The sequence below is a fragment of the Paenarthrobacter sp. PPS72 genome, assembly GCF_048537125.1.
Classification (GTDB): Bacteria; Actinomycetota; Actinomycetes; order Actinomycetales; family Micrococcaceae; genus Arthrobacter; species Arthrobacter nitroguajacolicus_E.
Map to the genome: position 1 here is coordinate 1 of NZ_JBLYIE010000025.1, position 17,948 is coordinate 17,948.

The 17,948-nt window shown below is 61.6% G+C and carries 18 protein-coding genes; 8 read left to right on the forward strand and 10 right to left on the reverse strand.

Annotated features, from left to right (window positions below):
* From hutU to ACLRGI_RS12590, 6 genes are all read right to left on the reverse strand, one after another.
* Positions 1–1,288 (reverse strand): urocanate hydratase (gene hutU, locus ACLRGI_RS12565; protein WP_419201979.1); only part of this gene is annotated, 1,288 nt, incomplete at its 3' end.
* A 43-nt stretch (positions 1,289–1,331) separates the two neighbouring features.
* Positions 1,332–2,246 (reverse strand): ABC transporter substrate-binding protein, encoded by a 915-nt coding sequence (locus tag ACLRGI_RS12570; RefSeq protein ID WP_419201980.1) that lies wholly within the window; start codon positions 2,244–2,246, stop codon positions 1,332–1,334.
* 97 nt (positions 2,247–2,343) lie between these two features.
* Positions 2,344–3,060 (reverse strand): ABC transporter permease, encoded by a 717-nt coding sequence (locus ACLRGI_RS12575; protein ID WP_419201981.1) that lies wholly within the window; start codon positions 3,058–3,060, stop codon positions 2,344–2,346.
* The gene (locus ACLRGI_RS12580; protein ID WP_419201982.1) at positions 3,057–3,707 is read right to left on the reverse strand and encodes an ABC transporter permease; all 651 of its coding nucleotides are present in this window, start codon (positions 3,705–3,707) and stop codon (positions 3,057–3,059) included. Before ACLRGI_RS12580 ends, ACLRGI_RS12575 begins: the two co-directional genes overlap by 4 nt.
* Entirely contained in the window at positions 3,707–4,810 is a 1,104-nt protein-coding gene (locus ACLRGI_RS12585) for an ATP-binding cassette domain-containing protein (RefSeq protein WP_419201983.1), read from the reverse strand. Before ACLRGI_RS12585 ends, ACLRGI_RS12580 begins: the two co-directional genes overlap by 1 nt.
* A complete protein-coding gene (locus tag ACLRGI_RS12590; RefSeq protein WP_419201984.1) occupies positions 4,807–5,490 on the reverse strand; it encodes an IclR family transcriptional regulator in 684 nt (227 codons plus the stop codon). Before ACLRGI_RS12590 ends, ACLRGI_RS12585 begins: the two co-directional genes overlap by 4 nt.
* 235 nt (positions 5,491–5,725) lie before the next feature.
* On the opposite strand from ACLRGI_RS12590, the gene ACLRGI_RS12595 reads away from it, so the two are divergent.
* The 3 genes from ACLRGI_RS12595 to ACLRGI_RS12605 all read left to right on the forward strand — a co-directional run bounded on the left by ACLRGI_RS12595 (position 5,726) and on the right by ACLRGI_RS12605 (position 10,118).
* Positions 5,726–6,925: an allantoate amidohydrolase gene (locus tag ACLRGI_RS12595; RefSeq protein WP_419201985.1), complete on the forward strand. Its 1,200-nt coding sequence runs from the start codon at positions 5,726–5,728 to the stop codon at positions 6,923–6,925.
* Complete coding sequence (locus ACLRGI_RS12600) at positions 6,922–8,304, forward strand: formimidoylglutamate deiminase (protein ID WP_419201986.1); 1,383 nt, start codon at positions 6,922–6,924, stop codon at positions 8,302–8,304. The genes ACLRGI_RS12595 and ACLRGI_RS12600 overlap by 4 nt, the downstream gene beginning before the upstream one ends.
* Before the next feature lie 341 nt (positions 8,305–8,645).
* Positions 8,646–10,118 (forward strand): sugar porter family MFS transporter, encoded by a 1,473-nt coding sequence (locus ACLRGI_RS12605; RefSeq protein WP_419201987.1) that lies wholly within the window; start codon positions 8,646–8,648, stop codon positions 10,116–10,118.
* A 69-nt stretch (positions 10,119–10,187) separates the two neighbouring features.
* Here the strand turns inward: ACLRGI_RS12605 and ACLRGI_RS12610 are convergent, their stop codons facing one another.
* From ACLRGI_RS12610 to ACLRGI_RS12625, 4 genes are all read right to left on the reverse strand, one after another.
* Positions 10,188–11,426: an MFS transporter gene (locus ACLRGI_RS12610; protein WP_419201988.1), complete on the reverse strand. Its 1,239-nt coding sequence runs from the start codon at positions 11,424–11,426 to the stop codon at positions 10,188–10,190.
* Positions 11,427–11,490: 64 nt separating this feature from the next.
* Positions 11,491–11,931, reverse strand: a complete 441-nt coding sequence (locus ACLRGI_RS12615) for a MarR family winged helix-turn-helix transcriptional regulator (RefSeq protein WP_419201989.1) — start codon at positions 11,929–11,931, stop codon at positions 11,491–11,493.
* Positions 11,932–11,965: 34 nt separating this feature from the next.
* Positions 11,966–13,357 carry an HNH endonuclease gene (locus ACLRGI_RS12620; RefSeq protein ID WP_419201990.1) on the reverse strand — a complete coding sequence of 464 codons (1,392 nt, stop codon included), beginning with the start codon at positions 13,355–13,357 and terminating at the stop codon, positions 11,966–11,968.
* Positions 13,358–13,435: 78 nt separating this feature from the next.
* Positions 13,436–13,942 carry a GNAT family N-acetyltransferase gene (locus ACLRGI_RS12625; RefSeq protein ID WP_419201991.1) on the reverse strand — a complete coding sequence of 169 codons (507 nt, stop codon included), beginning with the start codon at positions 13,940–13,942 and terminating at the stop codon, positions 13,436–13,438.
* 113 nt (positions 13,943–14,055) lie between these two features.
* On the opposite strand from ACLRGI_RS12625, the gene ACLRGI_RS12630 reads away from it, so the two are divergent.
* The 5 genes from ACLRGI_RS12630 (at position 14,056) to cycA (ending at position 17,941) form a co-directional block, all read left to right on the forward strand.
* A complete protein-coding gene (locus ACLRGI_RS12630) occupies positions 14,056–14,385 on the forward strand; it encodes a PadR family transcriptional regulator (RefSeq protein WP_091463688.1) in 330 nt (109 codons plus the stop codon).
* Positions 14,386–14,387: 2 nt separating this feature from the next.
* Positions 14,388–14,753 carry a DUF1048 domain-containing protein gene (locus tag ACLRGI_RS12635; protein WP_419201992.1) on the forward strand — a complete coding sequence of 122 codons (366 nt, stop codon included), beginning with the start codon at positions 14,388–14,390 and terminating at the stop codon, positions 14,751–14,753.
* On the forward strand, positions 14,750–15,535 hold the full coding sequence (locus ACLRGI_RS12640) for an ABC transporter ATP-binding protein (RefSeq protein WP_419201993.1): 786 nt from the start codon (positions 14,750–14,752) through the stop codon (positions 15,533–15,535). Before ACLRGI_RS12635 ends, ACLRGI_RS12640 begins: the two co-directional genes overlap by 4 nt.
* The gene (locus tag ACLRGI_RS12645) at positions 15,532–16,293 is read left to right on the forward strand and encodes an ABC transporter permease (protein WP_419201994.1); all 762 of its coding nucleotides are present in this window, start codon (positions 15,532–15,534) and stop codon (positions 16,291–16,293) included. Before ACLRGI_RS12640 ends, ACLRGI_RS12645 begins: the two co-directional genes overlap by 4 nt.
* Positions 16,294–16,480: 187 nt before the next feature.
* Positions 16,481–17,941: a D-serine/D-alanine/glycine transporter gene (gene cycA, locus ACLRGI_RS12650; RefSeq protein WP_419201995.1), complete on the forward strand. Its 1,461-nt coding sequence runs from the start codon at positions 16,481–16,483 to the stop codon at positions 17,939–17,941.
* Positions 17,942–17,948: the final 7 nt, after the last annotated feature.

Genomic DNA, 17,948 nt, shown 5'->3' on the forward strand with positions numbered 1-17,948 from the left:
GCCAGCAAATACGGGCCGGCAGCCCTTCGAATTCCACCCGGTCCGCAGCAGCGTCCAGCCACTTGTGCAGGTGCTTGTTCTCCGGGAACAACTCCTTGATCGCCGCATCCGTCACGGCGATGTCTTCCGGATCCCCGGACAACGCGACCCAACGGAACGGGCCAAGGCCCTCGCAGAACAGAGGGCGGATGTACGCCGGGACGAAACCCGGGAACTCAAACGCCCGCTCGTACCCGCCCTTACGTGCCTCATCACGGATCGAGTTGCCGTAATCAAACACCTCAGCCCCGGCGTCCTGGAACTCCACCATCGCCTGGACCTGACGGGCCATGGACGCCTGCGCCTTCTTGGTAAACCCTTCCGGATCCGCCTCAGCCTCCGCGTGCCACTCCGCAACGGTGATGCCCTCAGGCAAGTAGCTCAACGGATCATGCGCGCTTGTCTGGTCCGTGACCACATCAAAGGTCACTTCCCCGGCCCTGTGCCGGGCCAGCAGTTCCGGGAACACCTCAGCGGCGTTACCCACATACCCCACCGACCAGCCACGACGCTCGTCCTTAGCGGCCTGAACCTTCTTGATTGCAGCATCCAGATCGGTTTCGACCTCGTCCAAGTACCGCTTCCCGACGCGGCGGCGCAGCCTTGTCTCGTCGACGTCAACGATCAAACACGCCCCGTCGTTCAACGTTACAGCCAACGGCTGCGCACCGCCCATGCCACCGCAACCACCAGTCAAAGTCACGGTCCCGGCCAGCGGGCCCTCGGTGGAACCATCAGCGGCAGGCGCCGGGTGACGACCCTCAGCAGCCAACTTGTTCCCCACCGCAGCGAAAGTCTCGTAGGTGCCCTGCAAGATGCCCTGAGTGCCGATGTAAATCCAGGACCCGGCCGTCATCTGCCCGTACATCATCAAACCCTCGGCCTCGAGCCGGCGGAACTCAGGCCACGTCGCCCAATCCCCCACCAGATTGGAGTTCGCCAGGAGAACCCTGGGCGCCCACTCATGAGTACGGAACACACCCACCGGCTTACCCGACTGCACCAGCAGCGTCTCGTCCTTCTCCATGGACTCCAACGTCCGGGTAATCGCATCAAACGCAGCCCAAGAACGGACAGCACGACCCGTACCGCCATAAACCACCAAATCATCAGGACGCTCAGCAACCTCAGGATCCAGATTGTTCATCAACATGCGCAACGGCGCCTCGGTCTGCCACGACTTGGCAGTAAGCTCAGTACCCCGCGCGGCCTTAACCGGACGGGCACCAGAAGTGAAATCGGCAGTCATTCTTTACTCCTCTAAAGCAACCAGCAACATGAACCAGCAGGGATTAGCCCAGGTTCTTGGTCTTGAGCCATTCCTTGGCGATTTCGCCGATGTCCTCGAACTTGGCCACGCGGCCGTTCATTTTGATGAGGTCTTCCGTGGTCAGGGCAGCGGAGACCTTGTCCAGAGTTTCCTTGACGGTCTCCGTTGCCTTCTTCTCGTTGATGACAGGCACGATATTCTCGGACAGGAAGAGGTTCTTGTTGTCTTCCAATGCCACGAGGTTGTTCTCGGCCAGGGCCGGATCGGTGCTGAAGAGATCGGCAACCTGTACCTGGCCGGAAAGAAGGGCGTTCAGCGTGAGCGGCCCACCGGCGTCGAGCGCTGAAAATTCTTTGAACTCAAGGTTGTAAACGGACTTCAGGCCGGCAACGCCGTTGAGGCGGGTCTTCCACTCCGGCGGGCCGCCCAACACGAGTTCCTTGGCAACGGGCTGGAGGTCTTCGATGGTCTTCAGCTTGTACTGATCGGCGATTTCCTTCTTGACGGTGAGGACGTCCTTGTCCTCCGCTTCGGAAGCAGTCAAAGCAGTCAGGCCGGCCGGGACCTTTGTGGTCAACTCTTTGGCAACGTCCTCGGAAGAAACAGCCTTGGTGCCGGAGTCCAGGTACTGGAGGAGCGCGCCACCGTATTCGGGCATGAGGTCGATGGAGCCGTCCTTGAGTGCGGGGATGGTGACCTCGCGGCTGCCGATGCTCGGCTTCTCGGTGACTTCGACGCCCTTGGCCTTGAGGGCTTCGGCGTAGATTTTCGCGATCAGCTGGCTCTCGGGGAAGTCCGCGGAACCGACAATGATGCTGTCGCCCGAGGTACCTGCTGCGGCTGTGTTGGACGAGCTCATGGGATCCCCGCCGCCACAGGCGCTCAGGGTGATGGCAGCAACGGCTGCCAGGGTGAATCCGGTGAGGTACTTCTTCATGTCAACTCTCCTGGGGTGGGTGCTGCAGGGCATGCAGCGGCCAGATGGGGGTGGGGTGGAGGTGAATCTTGCGCCGAATAACCGGCGCCGGTGTTGGTTAGACCGTGACGGGGGTCTTCACGGGTTCGGTCACAGCGGCCGACTTGATGGTGCGACGCGTCAATCCGGGTGAGACAACGCGGCGGGTGATGAAAGCGAGAAGCTGGTCGAAGAACAGTGCCAGCAAGGCGACCAGGACGGCGCCGGCGACCATTTGGCCGTAGTCGTTCTGGGCCTTGCCGTCGATCAGGAGGCGGCCCAAGCCGCCAAGCGAAATGTATGCGGCGATCGTCGCAGTAGAGATGATTTGCAACAGTGCGCTGCGGACGCCGGACAAAACCAGCGGCAGAGAACACGGGAGCTGGACGTCCGTGAGGATCTTCATAGTGCGGAAGCCCATGCCTTTGGCGGCGTCGACGGCGGCAGCATCCACTGCTCGCACGCCGGCGTAGGTGTTGGTCAGGATGGGCGGAACTGCCAGAAGCACCAGCACGATAAGGCTGGGCAGAACGTAGCCCATACGGGACGGGAAGGCGGGCGAGATGAGCAGGACCAGCAGGATCAACAAACCCACGCTGGGAAGTGCGCGGAGGGCGTTGGCAAGGCCGGCGATCATGAACACGCCTTTGCCTGTCACCCCGATGTAGATTCCCAGAGGTACGGCGATGATGGCCGCGATTACCAGGGCAATAAGCGAGTACAGGAGATGCTCAGCAATCAGGGTTGGGATGCCGTCTGCGCCGCTCCAATGCGCGGGGTCGAATAAGTAGTTCACGATGCCACCACCTTGGGGGTCCACGGTGTCAGCCACCGGTTGATGAGGATGATGATCCCGTCCAGGACCATGGCCAGGACCACACAGAGCACAATGCCGGCGATGATCGGGGTGTAAAAGCGGAGCTGGAAGCCTTGCGTGAACAGCGAACCGAGCTGCGGGATGCCCAGCAGGGCGGCAACGGATACGAGACTGACGTTGGAGACGGCGGCGACGCGCAAACCTGCGCAAATCACCGGGACACCCACAGGAAGTTCAACTTTCAGGAGGCTCTGGTAGCCACGGTAGCCCATGGCTTTGGCTGCCTGGACGGTGTCCTCGGGAACGGAATCGAGGGCATCCGCCACCACCCGGACCAGCAGGGCCACGGTGTAGATGGTGAGTGCGGCCACGATGTTCAGCGGGTCCAGGATCTTGGTGCCCAGGACCAGCGGAAGGAGCACGAAGAGCGCCAGGGACGGCACGGTGTAGAGCAGGCCCGCAAGACCCACCAAAAGTGGGTAGATGCGGCGGCTCCGGTGAGCCCACCAACCCAAGGGCAATGCGATGAGCAGCCCCAGGATCAGCGGGGTAACGGCCAGCAGGACATGCCAACCGAGCAGGAACACAATGTTGTCGAACTGGCGGCCCAGCCACTCGAAGTTCATCAGATCGTCTCCAAGTGTGGTTCGGCCTCGATGGCCTTGACCACGTCTGTTGCGGACACGGTACCGATCAATTCGCCGTGTTCGTTGACAACCACACCCCGCCGGCTGGGCGAGGAGAGGGCGGCATCAAGCAGTTGGCGCATGGTTCCTGAAGCTGCGGCCGGGATGCCGCTGAGGTTCAGGTTTTCACGCTTCACCTCACCGTTGAGAAGCTCCGGCTGAGCCCATCCGAGAGGCTTCCTGCCGCCGTCGACCACCAACACCCAAGCACCCAGTGCCTTGGCGCGGGCCTCGTCAGCGGAGGCACCCAGCTGAACAGCAGCTTCTTCGCCGATAGCCACGGCGCCCGCGGTCTTGGTAAAGCCAAGCGAACGGTAGCCACGGTCACGGCCCACAAAGTCGGCAACGAACTCATCTGCAGGCGCGGTCAGCAACTCGGACGGTGACGCCATCTGTGCCAGCTTGCCGCCGACGCGCATCACGGCAACCTGGTCACCGAGTTTGAGGGCTTCATCGATGTCGTGGGTGACCATGATGATGGTCTTGCCGATCTCGCGCTGCAGGCGAAGGAACTCTTCCTGCAGCTGCGCGCGTACTACCGGGTCCACTGCACTGAAGGGCTCATCCATCAGCATGAATGCCGGGTCCGATGCGAGCGCACGGGCAACACCCACGCGCTGCTGCTGGCCGCCGGAGAGCTGCCAGGGATAACGCTTGGCGAAGCTCGCGGGCAATCCAACGCGTTCCATCAGTTCGAGCGCCTTGGTCCTGGCTTTTTGCCGGCTTTCGCCGAGCAGGAGAGGCATGGTGGAGACGTTGTCCACGATTGTCTTGTGCGGGAAGAGCCCTGCGTGCTGGATGACGTAGCCGATCCTCCGGCGGAGCAACGCTGCGTCCATCCCGGAGGTGGGCTGATCATCCAGGTAGATGGTGCCGCTGGTGGGTTCGATGAGGCGGTTGATCATCCTCAGTGAGGTGGTCTTGCCGCAGCCGGAAGGACCAACAAGAATGGTGAGCTTTCCGGTGGGGGCCTCCAGGTTGAGGCCGTCGACTGCCACCGTGCCGTCAGGGTAGGCCTTGGTGACATTTTCAAACTTGATCATTTTGCTTCCATGCTTTCCTGGGGTAGCTCATGGTTTTCGGTGTTCAGGCTGAGGATGTTGTCAGCTTCCTCCACCAGTTGCTGGCCTATCTTGAGGGCCTTCAGTTCGTCCACGCGGTAGCTGGGAACCACAATGCTCAGCGAAGCCACTGTCCGTCCTCCCATGACCACCGGCGCGGCGATTGCCGTAACGTCGTCCTCCACACCGCTGCGCACCACGGCAAAGCCACGCTCGGGTTGTTCGCCCTTGAGTACTTGGCCGGAGGCTGTGCCTTCGAGCGGGATGCTCCGCCCAACCCAGCTGGAGTGCCTGATCGAATGAGTTCCCTCAACGATCGCGATGTAGATTCCCGTGTCCCCAACACCGGGAATGCTGAGATAGCAGGATTCGCGCGTTGTCGCCACGAGGCGCTTCATCGCCGGCGTGCACAACGAGACGAGTGATTCTTTGCCGAGCGCGAGTGCGCCAAGCTGGATGATGCTGGCCCCCGGACGGAAGTTGCCGCCGTCGTCTCTTGAGACGAAGCCGCTTCCTTCAAGGGTGCGGAGCAGGCGAAGCGCTGTGCTTGGTGAGAGGTCCGCAACCCTGGCCGCATCGCTCAGCGCAATGGCTCCTTCCGAACAAACTGCCCCCAAGAGCGCTAGCGCCCTCTCTACTGTCCGGGTGGAGGAGTCAGCCATTACACACCTTCGCTTTCCGTGGTCCACATCACAACGTTCTTGCCATTCAGTAAAAACGAAGTTTCATTAAATGGCAAGACCCTTCCGGAACATTGCGGAGGTTTGCTGCTATGAGACGCAATGATGCCCTTTCATCGATGCGGGTCTGTTTCCGCCGTGTAAATAGTTCGATCAGCCCTTGTCATGTGGTGACAACTGGTTTTTACTTGGTGGCAGTCTTCAATCGGAGGAAAACGTGGAACCCGTCAATCAGCTCCTAGCCTCAATCCAGGATGTGGGCCGCGATGCGGTCCGCGGAGGTTACTCCAGGGCCGTCTATACGACTCCCGAAATCGACCTCAGGCAATGGTTCATCGAGCAAGCCCAGCAGCGCGGCCTCGAGGTGGAAACAGATCGGAACGGGCTTATCTGGGCGTGGTGGGGCAAGCCCCAGGATGGCGCCCTTGTCACCGGAAGCCATCTGGATTCGGTCCCGGGTGGAGGTGCGTTTGACGGCCCGCTCGGCGTCGCTTCCGCGTTGGCCGCCGTCGATATCCTTAAGGCCCGCGGAGTACAGCCCGCGCGCTCCCTCGCCGTCACTGTGTTCCCGGAGGAAGAAGGTTCCCGCTTTGGCGTGGCCTGCCTGGGCTCCCGGCTCCTCACGGGCGCGATCGACGTCCACAAGGCCCTGAACCTGCGGGACATCAATGGCGACTCGTTCGCCGACATCGCCGGCGCCAATGGCTTGGATCCTCGTCACATAGGTCCGGATCCAGAAGCCATGGCGCGCATTGGCGAATTCATCGAGCTGCATGTCGAACAGGGCAAGGGACTGGGACAGGACGGCCCTGCCATAGCTGTAGGAAGTTCAATTCTGGGTCACGGTCGTTGGAAAATCAGTGTCAGTGGCCAAGGAAACCATGCCGGCACCACGCTCATGGCAGACCGCTCCGACCCCATGGTCGCAGCGGCGCAGATCATTCTCGCCGTACGCGACACGGCCGCCAAGCAGCCCGACGCCAGAGCGACAGTAGGCCGCCTGACGCCCGTCCCCGGCGGAACCAACGTCATCGCTTCGCGTGTTGATCTTTGGCTGGACGCCCGCCATCCCGATGACGCAGTAACCGCCCAACTCATCGAGGCGATTTACCGGGCAGCCCGGGACACAGCGGCGGCAGAGGGATGCACCGCAACCCTCACGGAAGAGTCCTACAGCGACACCGTGCATTTTGATGCAGGCCTGAGCCGTCGCATCAACGACCTCTTGCCTGGAGCCCCCGTGCTGGCAACCGGCGCAGGGCATGATGCCGGAGTGCTGGCCGGCTACGTGCCATCGGCGATGCTATTTGTCCGCAATCCCAGCGGGATCTCCCACTCACCCGAGGAATACGTAGCCGACGAGGACGCCTCTGCGGGCGCTATTGCCTTGGCTGATGTTGTGGAAGGACTCCTATGAGCGCGTTCTGGTGTGAGACGGCCATCATCGCGGGCGACAGCGGCAGAAGCGACGGCGTTGGCAACGGCGGGCCGGCCCTTACGGAGGCAGCTACGGGCGTGCGCGTGGAGACCGTGGACGGCCGCATCTCCTTCATCGAGAGAGGTGCGGGGCCCCAACCCGGGGACACGAGACTCACGGGCGTCGTCTTCCCTGCGGCTGCCAACGCGCACTCGCATGCTTTCCACAGGATCCTCCGCGGAAGGACGCACGATGGGCGCGGAGACTTCTGGGTGTGGCGGGAGCAGATGTACCGGAGCGCGTCGGAGCTGACGCCGGAGAAGTACCAGAAACTCGCCACTGCCGTGTTCGCTGAGATGGTGGTGGCAGGTTTCAGCAGCGTGGCCGAGTTCCATTACGTCCATCACCAACCGGACGGTACGCCCTATACGGAGCCCCATGCCATGGAATTGGCCCTTGCGCGGGCTGCAATGGCCGCAGGAATCCGCCTCACGCTTTTGGACACTTTGTATCTCGCGGGCGGAATCGACACAGCGCTCAGCCCGGAGCAGGCAAGGTTCGGAGACCCCGACGCACAGGCGTGGCTGGATCGGCTGGCCTCCCTGCGGGCAGCGATAGCGCTGGAGTTTCCGCCGGAGATGGTGGGCGTCGGCGCTGCCCTTCACTCCGTCCGGGCTGTGCCGGAACAAGCACTGGAGATTGTTGCCAAGCACCTACCCCGGGACATTCCCCTTCACATCCACCTCAGCGAACAACCTGCCGAGAACCAGGCCTGCATCCAGGCCTACGGCACCACGCCAACGGGTCTTTTGGAACGCCACGGCCTCCTTTCCTCCCGGCTTTCAGCCGTGCATTCCACGCATCTGACCCAGGACGACATCTCCTTGCTGGGCGGAGCGTCCACCACCGTGGTGATGTGCCCCAGCACGGAAGCCGACCTCGCTGACGGGATTGGCCCTGCCCGTGAACTTTGCGACGCCGGAGCCACCATCGCTCTGGGCACGGATCAGCATGCAGTAATAGATCCTTGGATCGAAATGCGCACCTTGGAACACGGGGAGCGGCTGGGCAGTGGACAACGCGGAAGGTTCTCGCCCGGGGAACTGCTGCGGGCTGCTTCCGAGGGCGCGGCGCGATCCATGGCCACGCCCATTGCCGCCTCAGCCCTGCAGGTGGGTGCAATCTGCGACCTCATGGTCATCGATCCCGATTCCACCCGGACTGCAGGTTCCCAACCCCTGCAGCTGGCTTTCAGTGCGACCGGCAGCGATGTGACGCAGGTGGTCATCGCCGGTGAACTCATTGCCGCCCACGGCGTGCACACACGCCTTGGTTCGCCGGGAAACCTTCTGACCGAAGCGCTGAAGGAGTTCTCCTAACCTCGCGTAAAGCCTTCAACAGCTAACGACGGCGGCACTTGGCTTGCGTGCAACACTGGCCGCACACCACCGTTCTTGCGTTCAATTAGTGGACTCAATTGGGCTGGCCACTGCGCAGGCGGACGCCCTCCCGACCCGGGCAGGGCCTTTCAGGGAACTCTCAGCGACCAGACATGCGCCTTTGCGTTAAGAAGCTGAATGCATGTAGCGTCCGTCACTTGACTGGAACTTGGTGGATATGACGTGCCACACTGTGTAGCGCGAGTGCACCGGCGTCCCCGTCGGACAGCCGACGACGTCCCGCACCGCGATCCCACACCACCATTTCCCAAGGGAGACCCATGTCCAGTCCCAGCACCGAAGAAGGCGCGCCCCCAGTTTCCCGGAAGGTGATCGGCCTGGCCGTTGCCGGCGCCGTGGGCGGCTTCCTCTTCGGCTTCGATTCGTCCGTGGTCAACGGTGCCGTGGATGCGATGGCTGACGAATTCGTCATGAGTGAGGCACTGACCGGTTTTGCCGTAGCTGTGGCGTTGTTGGGCTGTGCCGCCGGCGCCTATTTCGCCGGCAAGATAGCCGACCGCTACGGACGAATTCCCGCCATGAAGATCGGCGCACTGCTCTTCCTGGTAAGCGCAGTGGGAACCGGCCTTGCATTCGGCGTTTGGGACCTCATCTTCTGGCGACTGGTCGGCGGCCTGGGCATCGGCCTTGCCTCCGTTATAGCCCCGGCGTACATCTCCGAGATTTCCCCGCGCCACGTACGCGGGCGTTTGGCGTCACTTCAGCAGCTCGCCATCACCACTGGCATCTTCGCAGCGCTCCTTTCGGATGCGGTGCTCGCCAATTCGGCCGGCGGGGCCGGCGGCGTGTTGTGGTTGGGCATTGAAGCCTGGCGCTGGATGTTTATCGCCTGCGCCCTTCCCGCCGCCGTGTACGGCTGGATCGCCTTCCGCTTGCCTGAGTCCCCCCATTTCCTGGTGCTCAATGGCAAGGAAGACCAAGCCCGCACCGTCTTCACCAAGCTCATTCCCGGCGGCGACATCGAACGCCACATCCGCGAAATCCGGGAATCCATCCAGGAGGAAAAGCTCTCCACCAAGAAGGGCTCGCTCCGCGGCAACAGGTTTGGCCTGCTGCCGGTGGTCTGGATCGGCATCATCCTGTCCGTGCTGCAGCAGTTCGTTGGCATCAACGTGATCTTCTACTACTCCACCACTTTGTGGAAGGCGGTCGGGTTCCAGGAAAAGGACTCCCTGACGATCTCCGTCGCAACGTCCGTCACGAACATCCTGGTGACCTTGGTTGCCATCGCGCTGGTGGACCGGATCGGCCGCCGCCCCATCCTCCTGACCGGCTCCATTGGCATGGCTGCATCCCTCGGTGTCATGGCACTGGCGTTCTCCTCCGCAGTTGGCACAGGTTCCGAGATCAGCCTCCCGGGCGCTTGGGGTCCGGTTGCCCTCATCGCCGCCAACGTTTTTGTCATCAGCTTTGGCGCCTCGTGGGGTCCCCTCGTGTGGGTACTGCTGGGTGAGATCTTCCCGTCCCGCATCCGCGCCCGGGCCCTTGGCCTGGCAGCCGCTGCGCAGTGGATCGCGAACTTCGCCATCACGCTCAGCTTCCCCATCATGGCGGCAGGTTCGCTGCCGCTGACCTACGCCATGTACGCGGCGTTCGCGGCGGCGTCGTTCTTCTTCGTGATGTTCAAGGTTCCCGAGACGAACGGCATGTCCCTGGAGCAGGCTGAAACATTGTTCGTTCCAAAGGGTGCACCAGTAGCGCCGCTCCCGGTCACTTCGGACGAAGCAAAGTAGCGCACTAAAAAGCCCGGCAGGTTCTGGACCAGTTCAGTTCCGCCGGGCTTTTTGTGTCTCCGTAACCGGTTAGACCAAGTGTGGATCGTGCGATTTCAGGTATGCCCGGCCACCAAGGGCAATGAAGATGGCGATAACCATGGACACGGCACCAGCAAAGAACGGCACCTGCGGGCCGAAGTGCTCACCCAACTGGGCTGCCGCAGAGGGGGCCAGCGCGCCGCCCATCCAGCGCACGAAGTTATAGCCGGCAGAGGCGATGGGACGCGGTGAATCAGAAACACCCATGGCAAGTTCCGTGTAAACGGTGTTGTTGATGCCCAGCAAAGCACCAGCCACGATGACAAGCACGACGACGGCGCTCACCGAGTGCCCGGCGGCCAGTCCCAGCCCGATGAGGTCCAGCATGAGGACAGCCAACGTACCTGTCAGGACCTTCACCGCTCCGAACCGCTTTTGCAGCACGGGAGCAACGAAGACCGAGAATACGGCAACAGCTACTCCCCATCCGAAGAACACTCCCCCGATTCCGTAGGCGTCCATGCCCAGGATGAAGGGCGTGAAGGCGAGGATGGTGAAGAAGCCATAGTTGTAGAACAGCGCACTGGCTGCAGTGGTGCGCAGGCCTTTGTGCCCGAGGGCCAGCAACGGATCCCGCAGACGGGACTTCTCCGCCGGAGCGGGTGTTTTGGGCAACAACGCAAGCAGTGCGATGAAGGCCGCGGCCATGAGCACTGCGGTACCGAAAAACGGTGCGCGCCACTGCCAGCCGCCCAGGAGAGCGCCAAGCAGGGGTCCGAGCGAGATACCCAAACCGAGGGCGGCTTCATAAAGAATGATGGCCGTGCCCGTTCCGCCACTGGCTACGCCTACGATCACTGCCAAGGCGGTAGCCACAAACAAGGCATTTCCGAGACCCCAGCCTGCCCTGAAGCCCACGAGTTGCTCAACACTGCCGGAGAGACCGGACAACGACGCGAACACCACGATGATCGACAAACCAATCAGCAGGGTCTTCTTTCCACCGACCCTTGAGGACACGAATCCACTGATCAACATCGCTATGGCCGTCACCAGGAAGTAGCTGGTGAACAGCAGCGAAACTTCACTGGTGGATGCCTCAAGGTTCGTTGCAATCGCGGGCAGGATCGGGTCCACCAGCCCAATCCCCATGAATGCGAAGACGGCCGCGAGCGCAGTCGCCCACACCGCCATTGGCTGTTTGAGGAAGGACGTTTTCTCCGCTTCCAGAGTGGTTTCGATGGTTGTTTCGGCGCTTGCTGAAGCGTCAGCCAACTGGCGTGACATTCAATTGCTCCTTGTTGGTGCTGGTGTTCTGAACAGTGCTGGTCTTCTGAACGGTGCTGGCTTCCTAGCTCTGGAACGAGCTGTTGAGCTTGGCGATCACAGGCAACGCGGCGGCAAGGTGCTCAATCTCGTCGCTGCTGAGTTGTTGAAGCAATTCGGCCACCATGGCGTTGCGCCGTTGATTGGCGAACTCGACGGCTGCCGTACCGGCTTGGGTGATGGCCACCTGCACGGCCCTCGAATCGTCAGGGTCAGGCTGGCGGGTGACCAGGCCAGTACGCTCGAGCTTGATGATCTGCTCCGTGGCGCTGGGGACCTTGATACCGAGGTTCTTGGCGATATCGCCCACGCGGAGGCCGCCGTCGGAAATCATGGACAGCAGGCTGAGCTGCGCGGCAGTAAGGTCGCCTTCGGGGTCGAGGCGGCGAAACATGTACACGCCGAGTCGCAGCGACTCGCGAAATTCCTGTGCGAGACCAAGCAGCCGGGGATCAAAAGAGCTCATACTTAGGTACCCTAATAGTTAGGGTATCTAATAGTCAAGCTTTGATCGGTGAGGGCGGCCTGCGCGGATGGCCGGGCAGCGGCCGGGCTTTGGATGTGTAGTTATGCCCGGTAGGTGTGCTGACCTCCAGGGTATGGACGTCTTCCAACAGCTGCTTTGTCGTCCAACCAAGGTTTTCCTTGGTGTGGTTGCAAGCTTCGCAGAGCCCCGCACCGTTGCTCACGGTGGTAGCGCCACCTGTATGCCAAGGGACAACATGATCGATATGCCTGATGGGGGCGTCGCAGTAGGGCGTGCGGCAGGTATCGTCCCGGACTTCGATAAATCGCCGCAACCTCGGCGGAAAAAGCCGGGCTTTGGAGTCCATGGTGATGAGCTCCCCTGTGGACGGCGCTGTAAAGAGCCGGCGAAGCCACACCGTGAATTCCGGATTCTGCACAGTGCCTGTTCCCTGATTCATCCCACGAGGTTCGTCGGCAACAACCTCTCCGGCGCCGACCAGGGCTCTCGCCCACGCCGCCGGGACTATTCCATAGCCTTTGAGTCGGGCCGGCTCGCTATCCCCCTGCAACAGTGTGCGGTCCGTCATGACGAGTTGGAGGTCGACACCACTGATGCCGCCGCGACGGCCGGTGATACGTTCGACGAGGGTATCTGCCATAACCTGACCCCGGTTCCGAGAGTCCCCACCAGCCCGCGCAGAGTCCGCCTTGCGCGTCAGCGCGGCATAGACAGCTACCCCATGGGCGACAGGAAGCAGTGCGGTCAGATACGTCATCGCATCCGGCGCCGGCCGCAGGCTCACTGTTCGCTCGGTGGCTGCATGACTGGCGCGCTGGGCAACGGAACGGGGATCGCGCCTGTAGGCGGCGGCTTTCGCGGCCGCAATAATGGCTTTGTCGCCCGCCCCCTCAAAGGTGCCCATGTCAGGTGCAAGTTCCTCGTCGACGGCGCGCCGATCTTCCAGGGAGAGGCAGGCCGTCTCTTTCACGAGCAACGTGGCGCGCCATTCATTGAGCTGGCCGGATTCCAACGCAGCCATGGTGCGTGGCATCTCCACGACCACCGCCTTCGCGAATCCAAGGAGACGGGAGCCGCTGTTGGGTGACTCCCGCCGGGCCAATGCAACTTGAGCGGCGACACTTTGCCCCTGCTCCGAAGAGCCAACACCAGCAGCCGATTGCTCCCGCCGTTGCACCAGGTCCAAAGCCACCGCGGCCCGAGCCTGGACACCTGCAACAGCAGACTTCAGGTCCTCCAATCCACGCAGCTGATCAATCAGCTGAACGCTGGAAGAACCAAGGCGCACGGTCCTCAGCAGCGCAATGACCTCAGGAACAACTGGCTGGGAGCCGTCGGGCCGCGACCCGACCCGGACAGCAAGGGAACCCCCATCAACCCCTCGCCGCTCTCGAATCTTCTCCATGACCCAACTCTTGCAGCGGGCCATGTGCCCCGTAAGAGCAGAATCTCCCTATGTGGACAACAGGGAGAAGTCGCCCTCCTATAGCGTCAGCTTCATCCCTTCATGGCTTGCGACGAACCCCAGCCGCTCATAGAAGCGATGCGCCGCTACCCGGGATTTGTCCGTGGTGAGCTGCACCAGGGAACAACCCCGCTCCCGGGCCTGATCGATGGCCCACTGGATCATCAGAGCCCCAACACCCTGACCCCGCAGCACGTCGGACACCCGCACCGCCTCGATCTGCGCACGCCAGGACCCCTTGCGCGACAGCCCCGGGAGGTAGCTGAGCTGGAACGTAGCCACAACATCGCCGTCGAGTTCGCCCACCACCAGAAGGTGGGCCGGGTCGGCGTCGATCGCGTCAAAAGCCCGTTCGTAGGGCGCCAAATCTTCGACGCTTTCCCGGGTGGCGCCAAGCTGGTCGTCCGCCAGCATCGCAAGGATTCGCGGCAGGTCGCCCTTGAGAGCGCGCCTGAGGGTGAAGGTCCCGCGTTCGACGGCGGCAGTAAACAAAGCGGGAACGGCACCGTACTGAGTAGTCACCACCCCAGCATGCCAGTCCGGGCACAGAAACCCGGAACTCAGTATTGCTAAGTACCGGTACTTAGTTCTACTATGTAGTGGTAGCTAGTAATACTGAGTAGCGAGGGAGGTGTCCGATGGGCAAGCAAATGACAGAGATGCTCAAAGGCACATTGGAGGGCATTGTTCTAGCCCTCCTGACCGGAAAGGCAGCGTACGGATACGAGATCACCACGCTGCTCCGGGAGCAAGGATTCACCGAGATCGCGGAAGGCACCGTGTACGCGCTGCTGGTCAGGATCGAGCAAAAGGGGCTGGTGGACGTTGAGAAGCGTCCGTCCGAAAAAGGGCCGCCCCGCAAGGTGTACACGCTCAACGCACAGGGCGAAAAAGAACTGAACGAATTCTGGAACACCTGGAGCTTCTTGTCCGGACGGATTGAAGAGCTCCGCAAGGAAGGAAAGTAACCATGACAGCGAAATGGATCGAACTGGTCACCGGATCACTCGAGCAGAAGAAGCAGTACAAGCAGGCCAAAGCACGGCTGGACGCACTTCCTGAGCCGTACCTCACCGTAGCGACCGCCTTCAACAGGTACCTGATGTACTACGGCGGCGTCACTGAGGGCGACACCATGGTGCAGATGTTCACCGACTTGGCAGACCTGTGGGAAAGGGCTGCGATTGAAGGCACGCCGGTGACCGAAATGGTGGGCGAAGATCCCATCGAATTCGCCGAGACCTTCGCCCAGGCCTACGGCGGCAAGCGCTGGATCGACAAGGAACGCGAGCGCCTGAACAAGGCAATCGACAAGGCTAAGGAAGCGGAATCATGACTGCTGCGGCAATACAAGTAAAGGGCATCGAAAAGTCCTACAAGGATCTCCACGTACTCCGGGGAGTGGACTTTGAAGTCGCGCGTGGCAGTATCTTTGCCCTGTTGGGCTCCAATGGCGCGGGCAAGACCACTATGGTGAAGATCCTGTCCACGCTGCTGAAAGCGGACGCCGGCTCGGCCGCCGTCGAAGGCTTTGATGTTGCCTCTGAGTCGCTCCAAGTGAGGCAGTCCATCAGCCTGACGGGGCAGTTCGCGGCAGTGGATGAAGTCCTGACCGGCAAGGAGAACCTGATCCTGGTGGCGAAGCTGCGTCACTTGAAGAATCCGGGTGCAATCGCAGACGAACTGCTGGCTCAGTTCAGCCTCACCGAGGCAGGGTCCCGCAAGGTGGCGACGTACTCCGGCGGCATGCGTCGGCGCCTGGATATAGCGATGAGTTTGATCGGCAATCCGAAGGTGATCTTCCTGGACGAGCCGACTACCGGCCTTGATCCTGAAGCCCGGCTGGAGGTGTGGCAGATCGTCAAGAATCTCGCCAAGCAAGGGACCACGGTCCTGCTCACCACACAGTACCTGGACGAAGCCGAGCAACTCGCGGACCGCATCGCCATCCTCCATGAGGGCCGCATCATCGCCAACGGTACCCTGGCAGAGCTCAAGCAGTTGCTGCCGCCGGCCAAGATCGAATACGTGGAGAAGCAGCCGAGCCTGGAGGACATCTTCCTGGCGCTCGTAGGCACAGGCACCAGTAACAATGAGTCAGTAAGGGACAGGTCATGAGCACCCATTTCTTCGCAGACACCTCGGTCCTGCTGGGCCGTTCCATGCGGCACATCTTCCGCAGCGTTGACACCATCATCACCACCGCCATCACCCCGATTGCCCTGATGCTGCTGTTCGTCTACGTGTTCGGCGGGGCCATCAGGACCGATACCGGGAACTACGTAAACTACCTGCTCCCGGGCATCATGCTGATTGCGATCGCCTCAGGGATCGCCTACACGGCAGTCCGCCTGTTTACCGACATGCAAAGCGGGATCTTCGAGCGGTTCCAGTCCATGCCGATCGCCCGGTCATCGGTTCTGTGGGCCCATGTGCTCACTTCGCTGGTGGCCAACGGCCTCTCCCTGGTGATCATCGTCCTCGTGGCGCTTCTCATGGGTTTCCGCACCTCGGCCAACGTGCTGGACTGGCTGGCTGTCGCCGGTATTCTGGCTCTCTTCACCTTGGCGCTGACATGGATCGCAATTATCGCGGGCCTCTCGGCGAAATCCGTGGACGGCGCAGGAGGATTCTCCTACCCGCTGATCTTCCTGCCCTTCATCAGCTCGGCCTTCGTCCCTACGGAGACCATGCCGGGCCCGGTGCGTTGGTTCGCTGAAAACCAGCCGGTCACGTCAATCGTGAACACCATCCAGGACCTGTTCGCGCAGCGTCCCGTGGGCGGCGACATCTGGGTAGCCTTGGCGTGGTGCCTTGGGATCCTGGTTGTCTCCTACGCCTTTGCGACGGCGGCCTACAAACGCCAGATCGCCTAGTACTGAGGCAGTACTGAAGCAGTGCCAAAGCAGCACCAAACAACGGCTTGAGCTCCTCTTTTCCACAAGGGGAGCTTTCGCCATGCCGACCGATTCGCCATTGATCAGACATTAGCTATAGCTTTATCGAACAGATTTGTAACGGCCGTCACCATTGTGGCGGGTCCTTCGAAGGGTTCTTGAACTAATGTCCGATCAGACAACACAGGGGAAGCTCCACGTCTCCAGCAGGGACAGCGAGCCCCACCTGTCACGCTCGCTCAGCAACCGCCACATCCAGCTCCTGGCAATCGGCGGCGCAATCGGAACCGGCCTTTTCATGGGTTCCGGCAAGACCATCTCCGTCGCCGGCCCCTCCGTAATCTTCGTGTACATGATCATCGGCTTCATGCTGTTCTTCGTCATGCGGGCGATGGGCCAGTTGCTGCTTTCCAACCTGAACTACAAGTCCTTCAGCGACTTCGCGGGCGACCTCCTGGGCCCTTGGGCAGGCTTCTTCACCGGGTGGACCTATTGGTTCTGCTGGGTAGTCACCGGCGTGGCGGATGTCATTGCAATCGCTGGCTACGCCAATGAACTCTGGCCGGGAATCCAACTCTGGATCCCGGGCATCGCCACCATCATCATCCTCCTGCTCCTGAACCTGCCCACCGTGAAGGCGTTCGGTGAGACCGAGTTCTGGTTCGCCCTCATCAAGATCGTGGCCATCGTGGCACTGATCGTCGTTGGCCTGGTGATGATCTTCACCGGCTTCCAGTCCAACGCAGGCACCGCGAGCTTCACCAATCTCTGGAGCCACGGCGGTTTCTTCCCCAAGGAATTCATGGGTTTCGTGGCCGGTTTCCAGATCGCCGTCTTTGCGTTCGTGGGCATCGAATTGGTGGGCACCGCCGCCGCCGAAACCAAGAATCCGGAGCACAACCTCCCCCGCGCCATCAACGCCATCCCCTTGCGCGTCATGCTCTTCTACGTAGGAGCCCTCATCATCCTCATGTCCGTCACACCGTGGACTGAGTTCAAGGCAGGCCAAAGCCCATTCATCGCCATGTTCTCGCTGGCAGGCCTCGGCATGGCAGCTACAGTGGTCAACCTCGTGGTCCTCACTTCAGCCATGTCGTCGGCCAACTCGGGCATCTACTCCACCTCCCGCATGGTGTACGGCCTTGCCCACGACGGCGACGCCCCCAAGCTCTTCGGCCGCCTCTCCAGCCGCAAAGTACCCCAGAACGCACTGTTCCTTTCGTGCGTCCTGTTGCTGGCCGGCGTCGCGCTTCTCTACGCGGGCAAGGACGTTGGCGTGGCATTCGACATGGTGACCACCGTGTCCGCCGTCTGCTTCATGTTCGTCTGGTCCATCATCCTGGCCAGCTACCTCGTTTACCGTAAACGCCGCCCCGAGCAGCACGCGGCCTCACCGTTCAAGATGCCCGGCGGTATCCCCATGGTGTGGGTGGTGTTCGCGTTCTTCGCGTTCCTCGTATGGGCGTTGACCACGCAGCCGGATACGCTCACCGCGCTGCTGGTGACGCCCATCTGGTTCGCCATCCTCGGCGTCGCCTACGCAGTGGTCCGCAAGTCACCCCTGCACCAGGCCCGCGTGGCCGAATGGAAGGCGATGGCCGAAGGCGAAACCGCCGCAGCACGCTAGCCTCCAA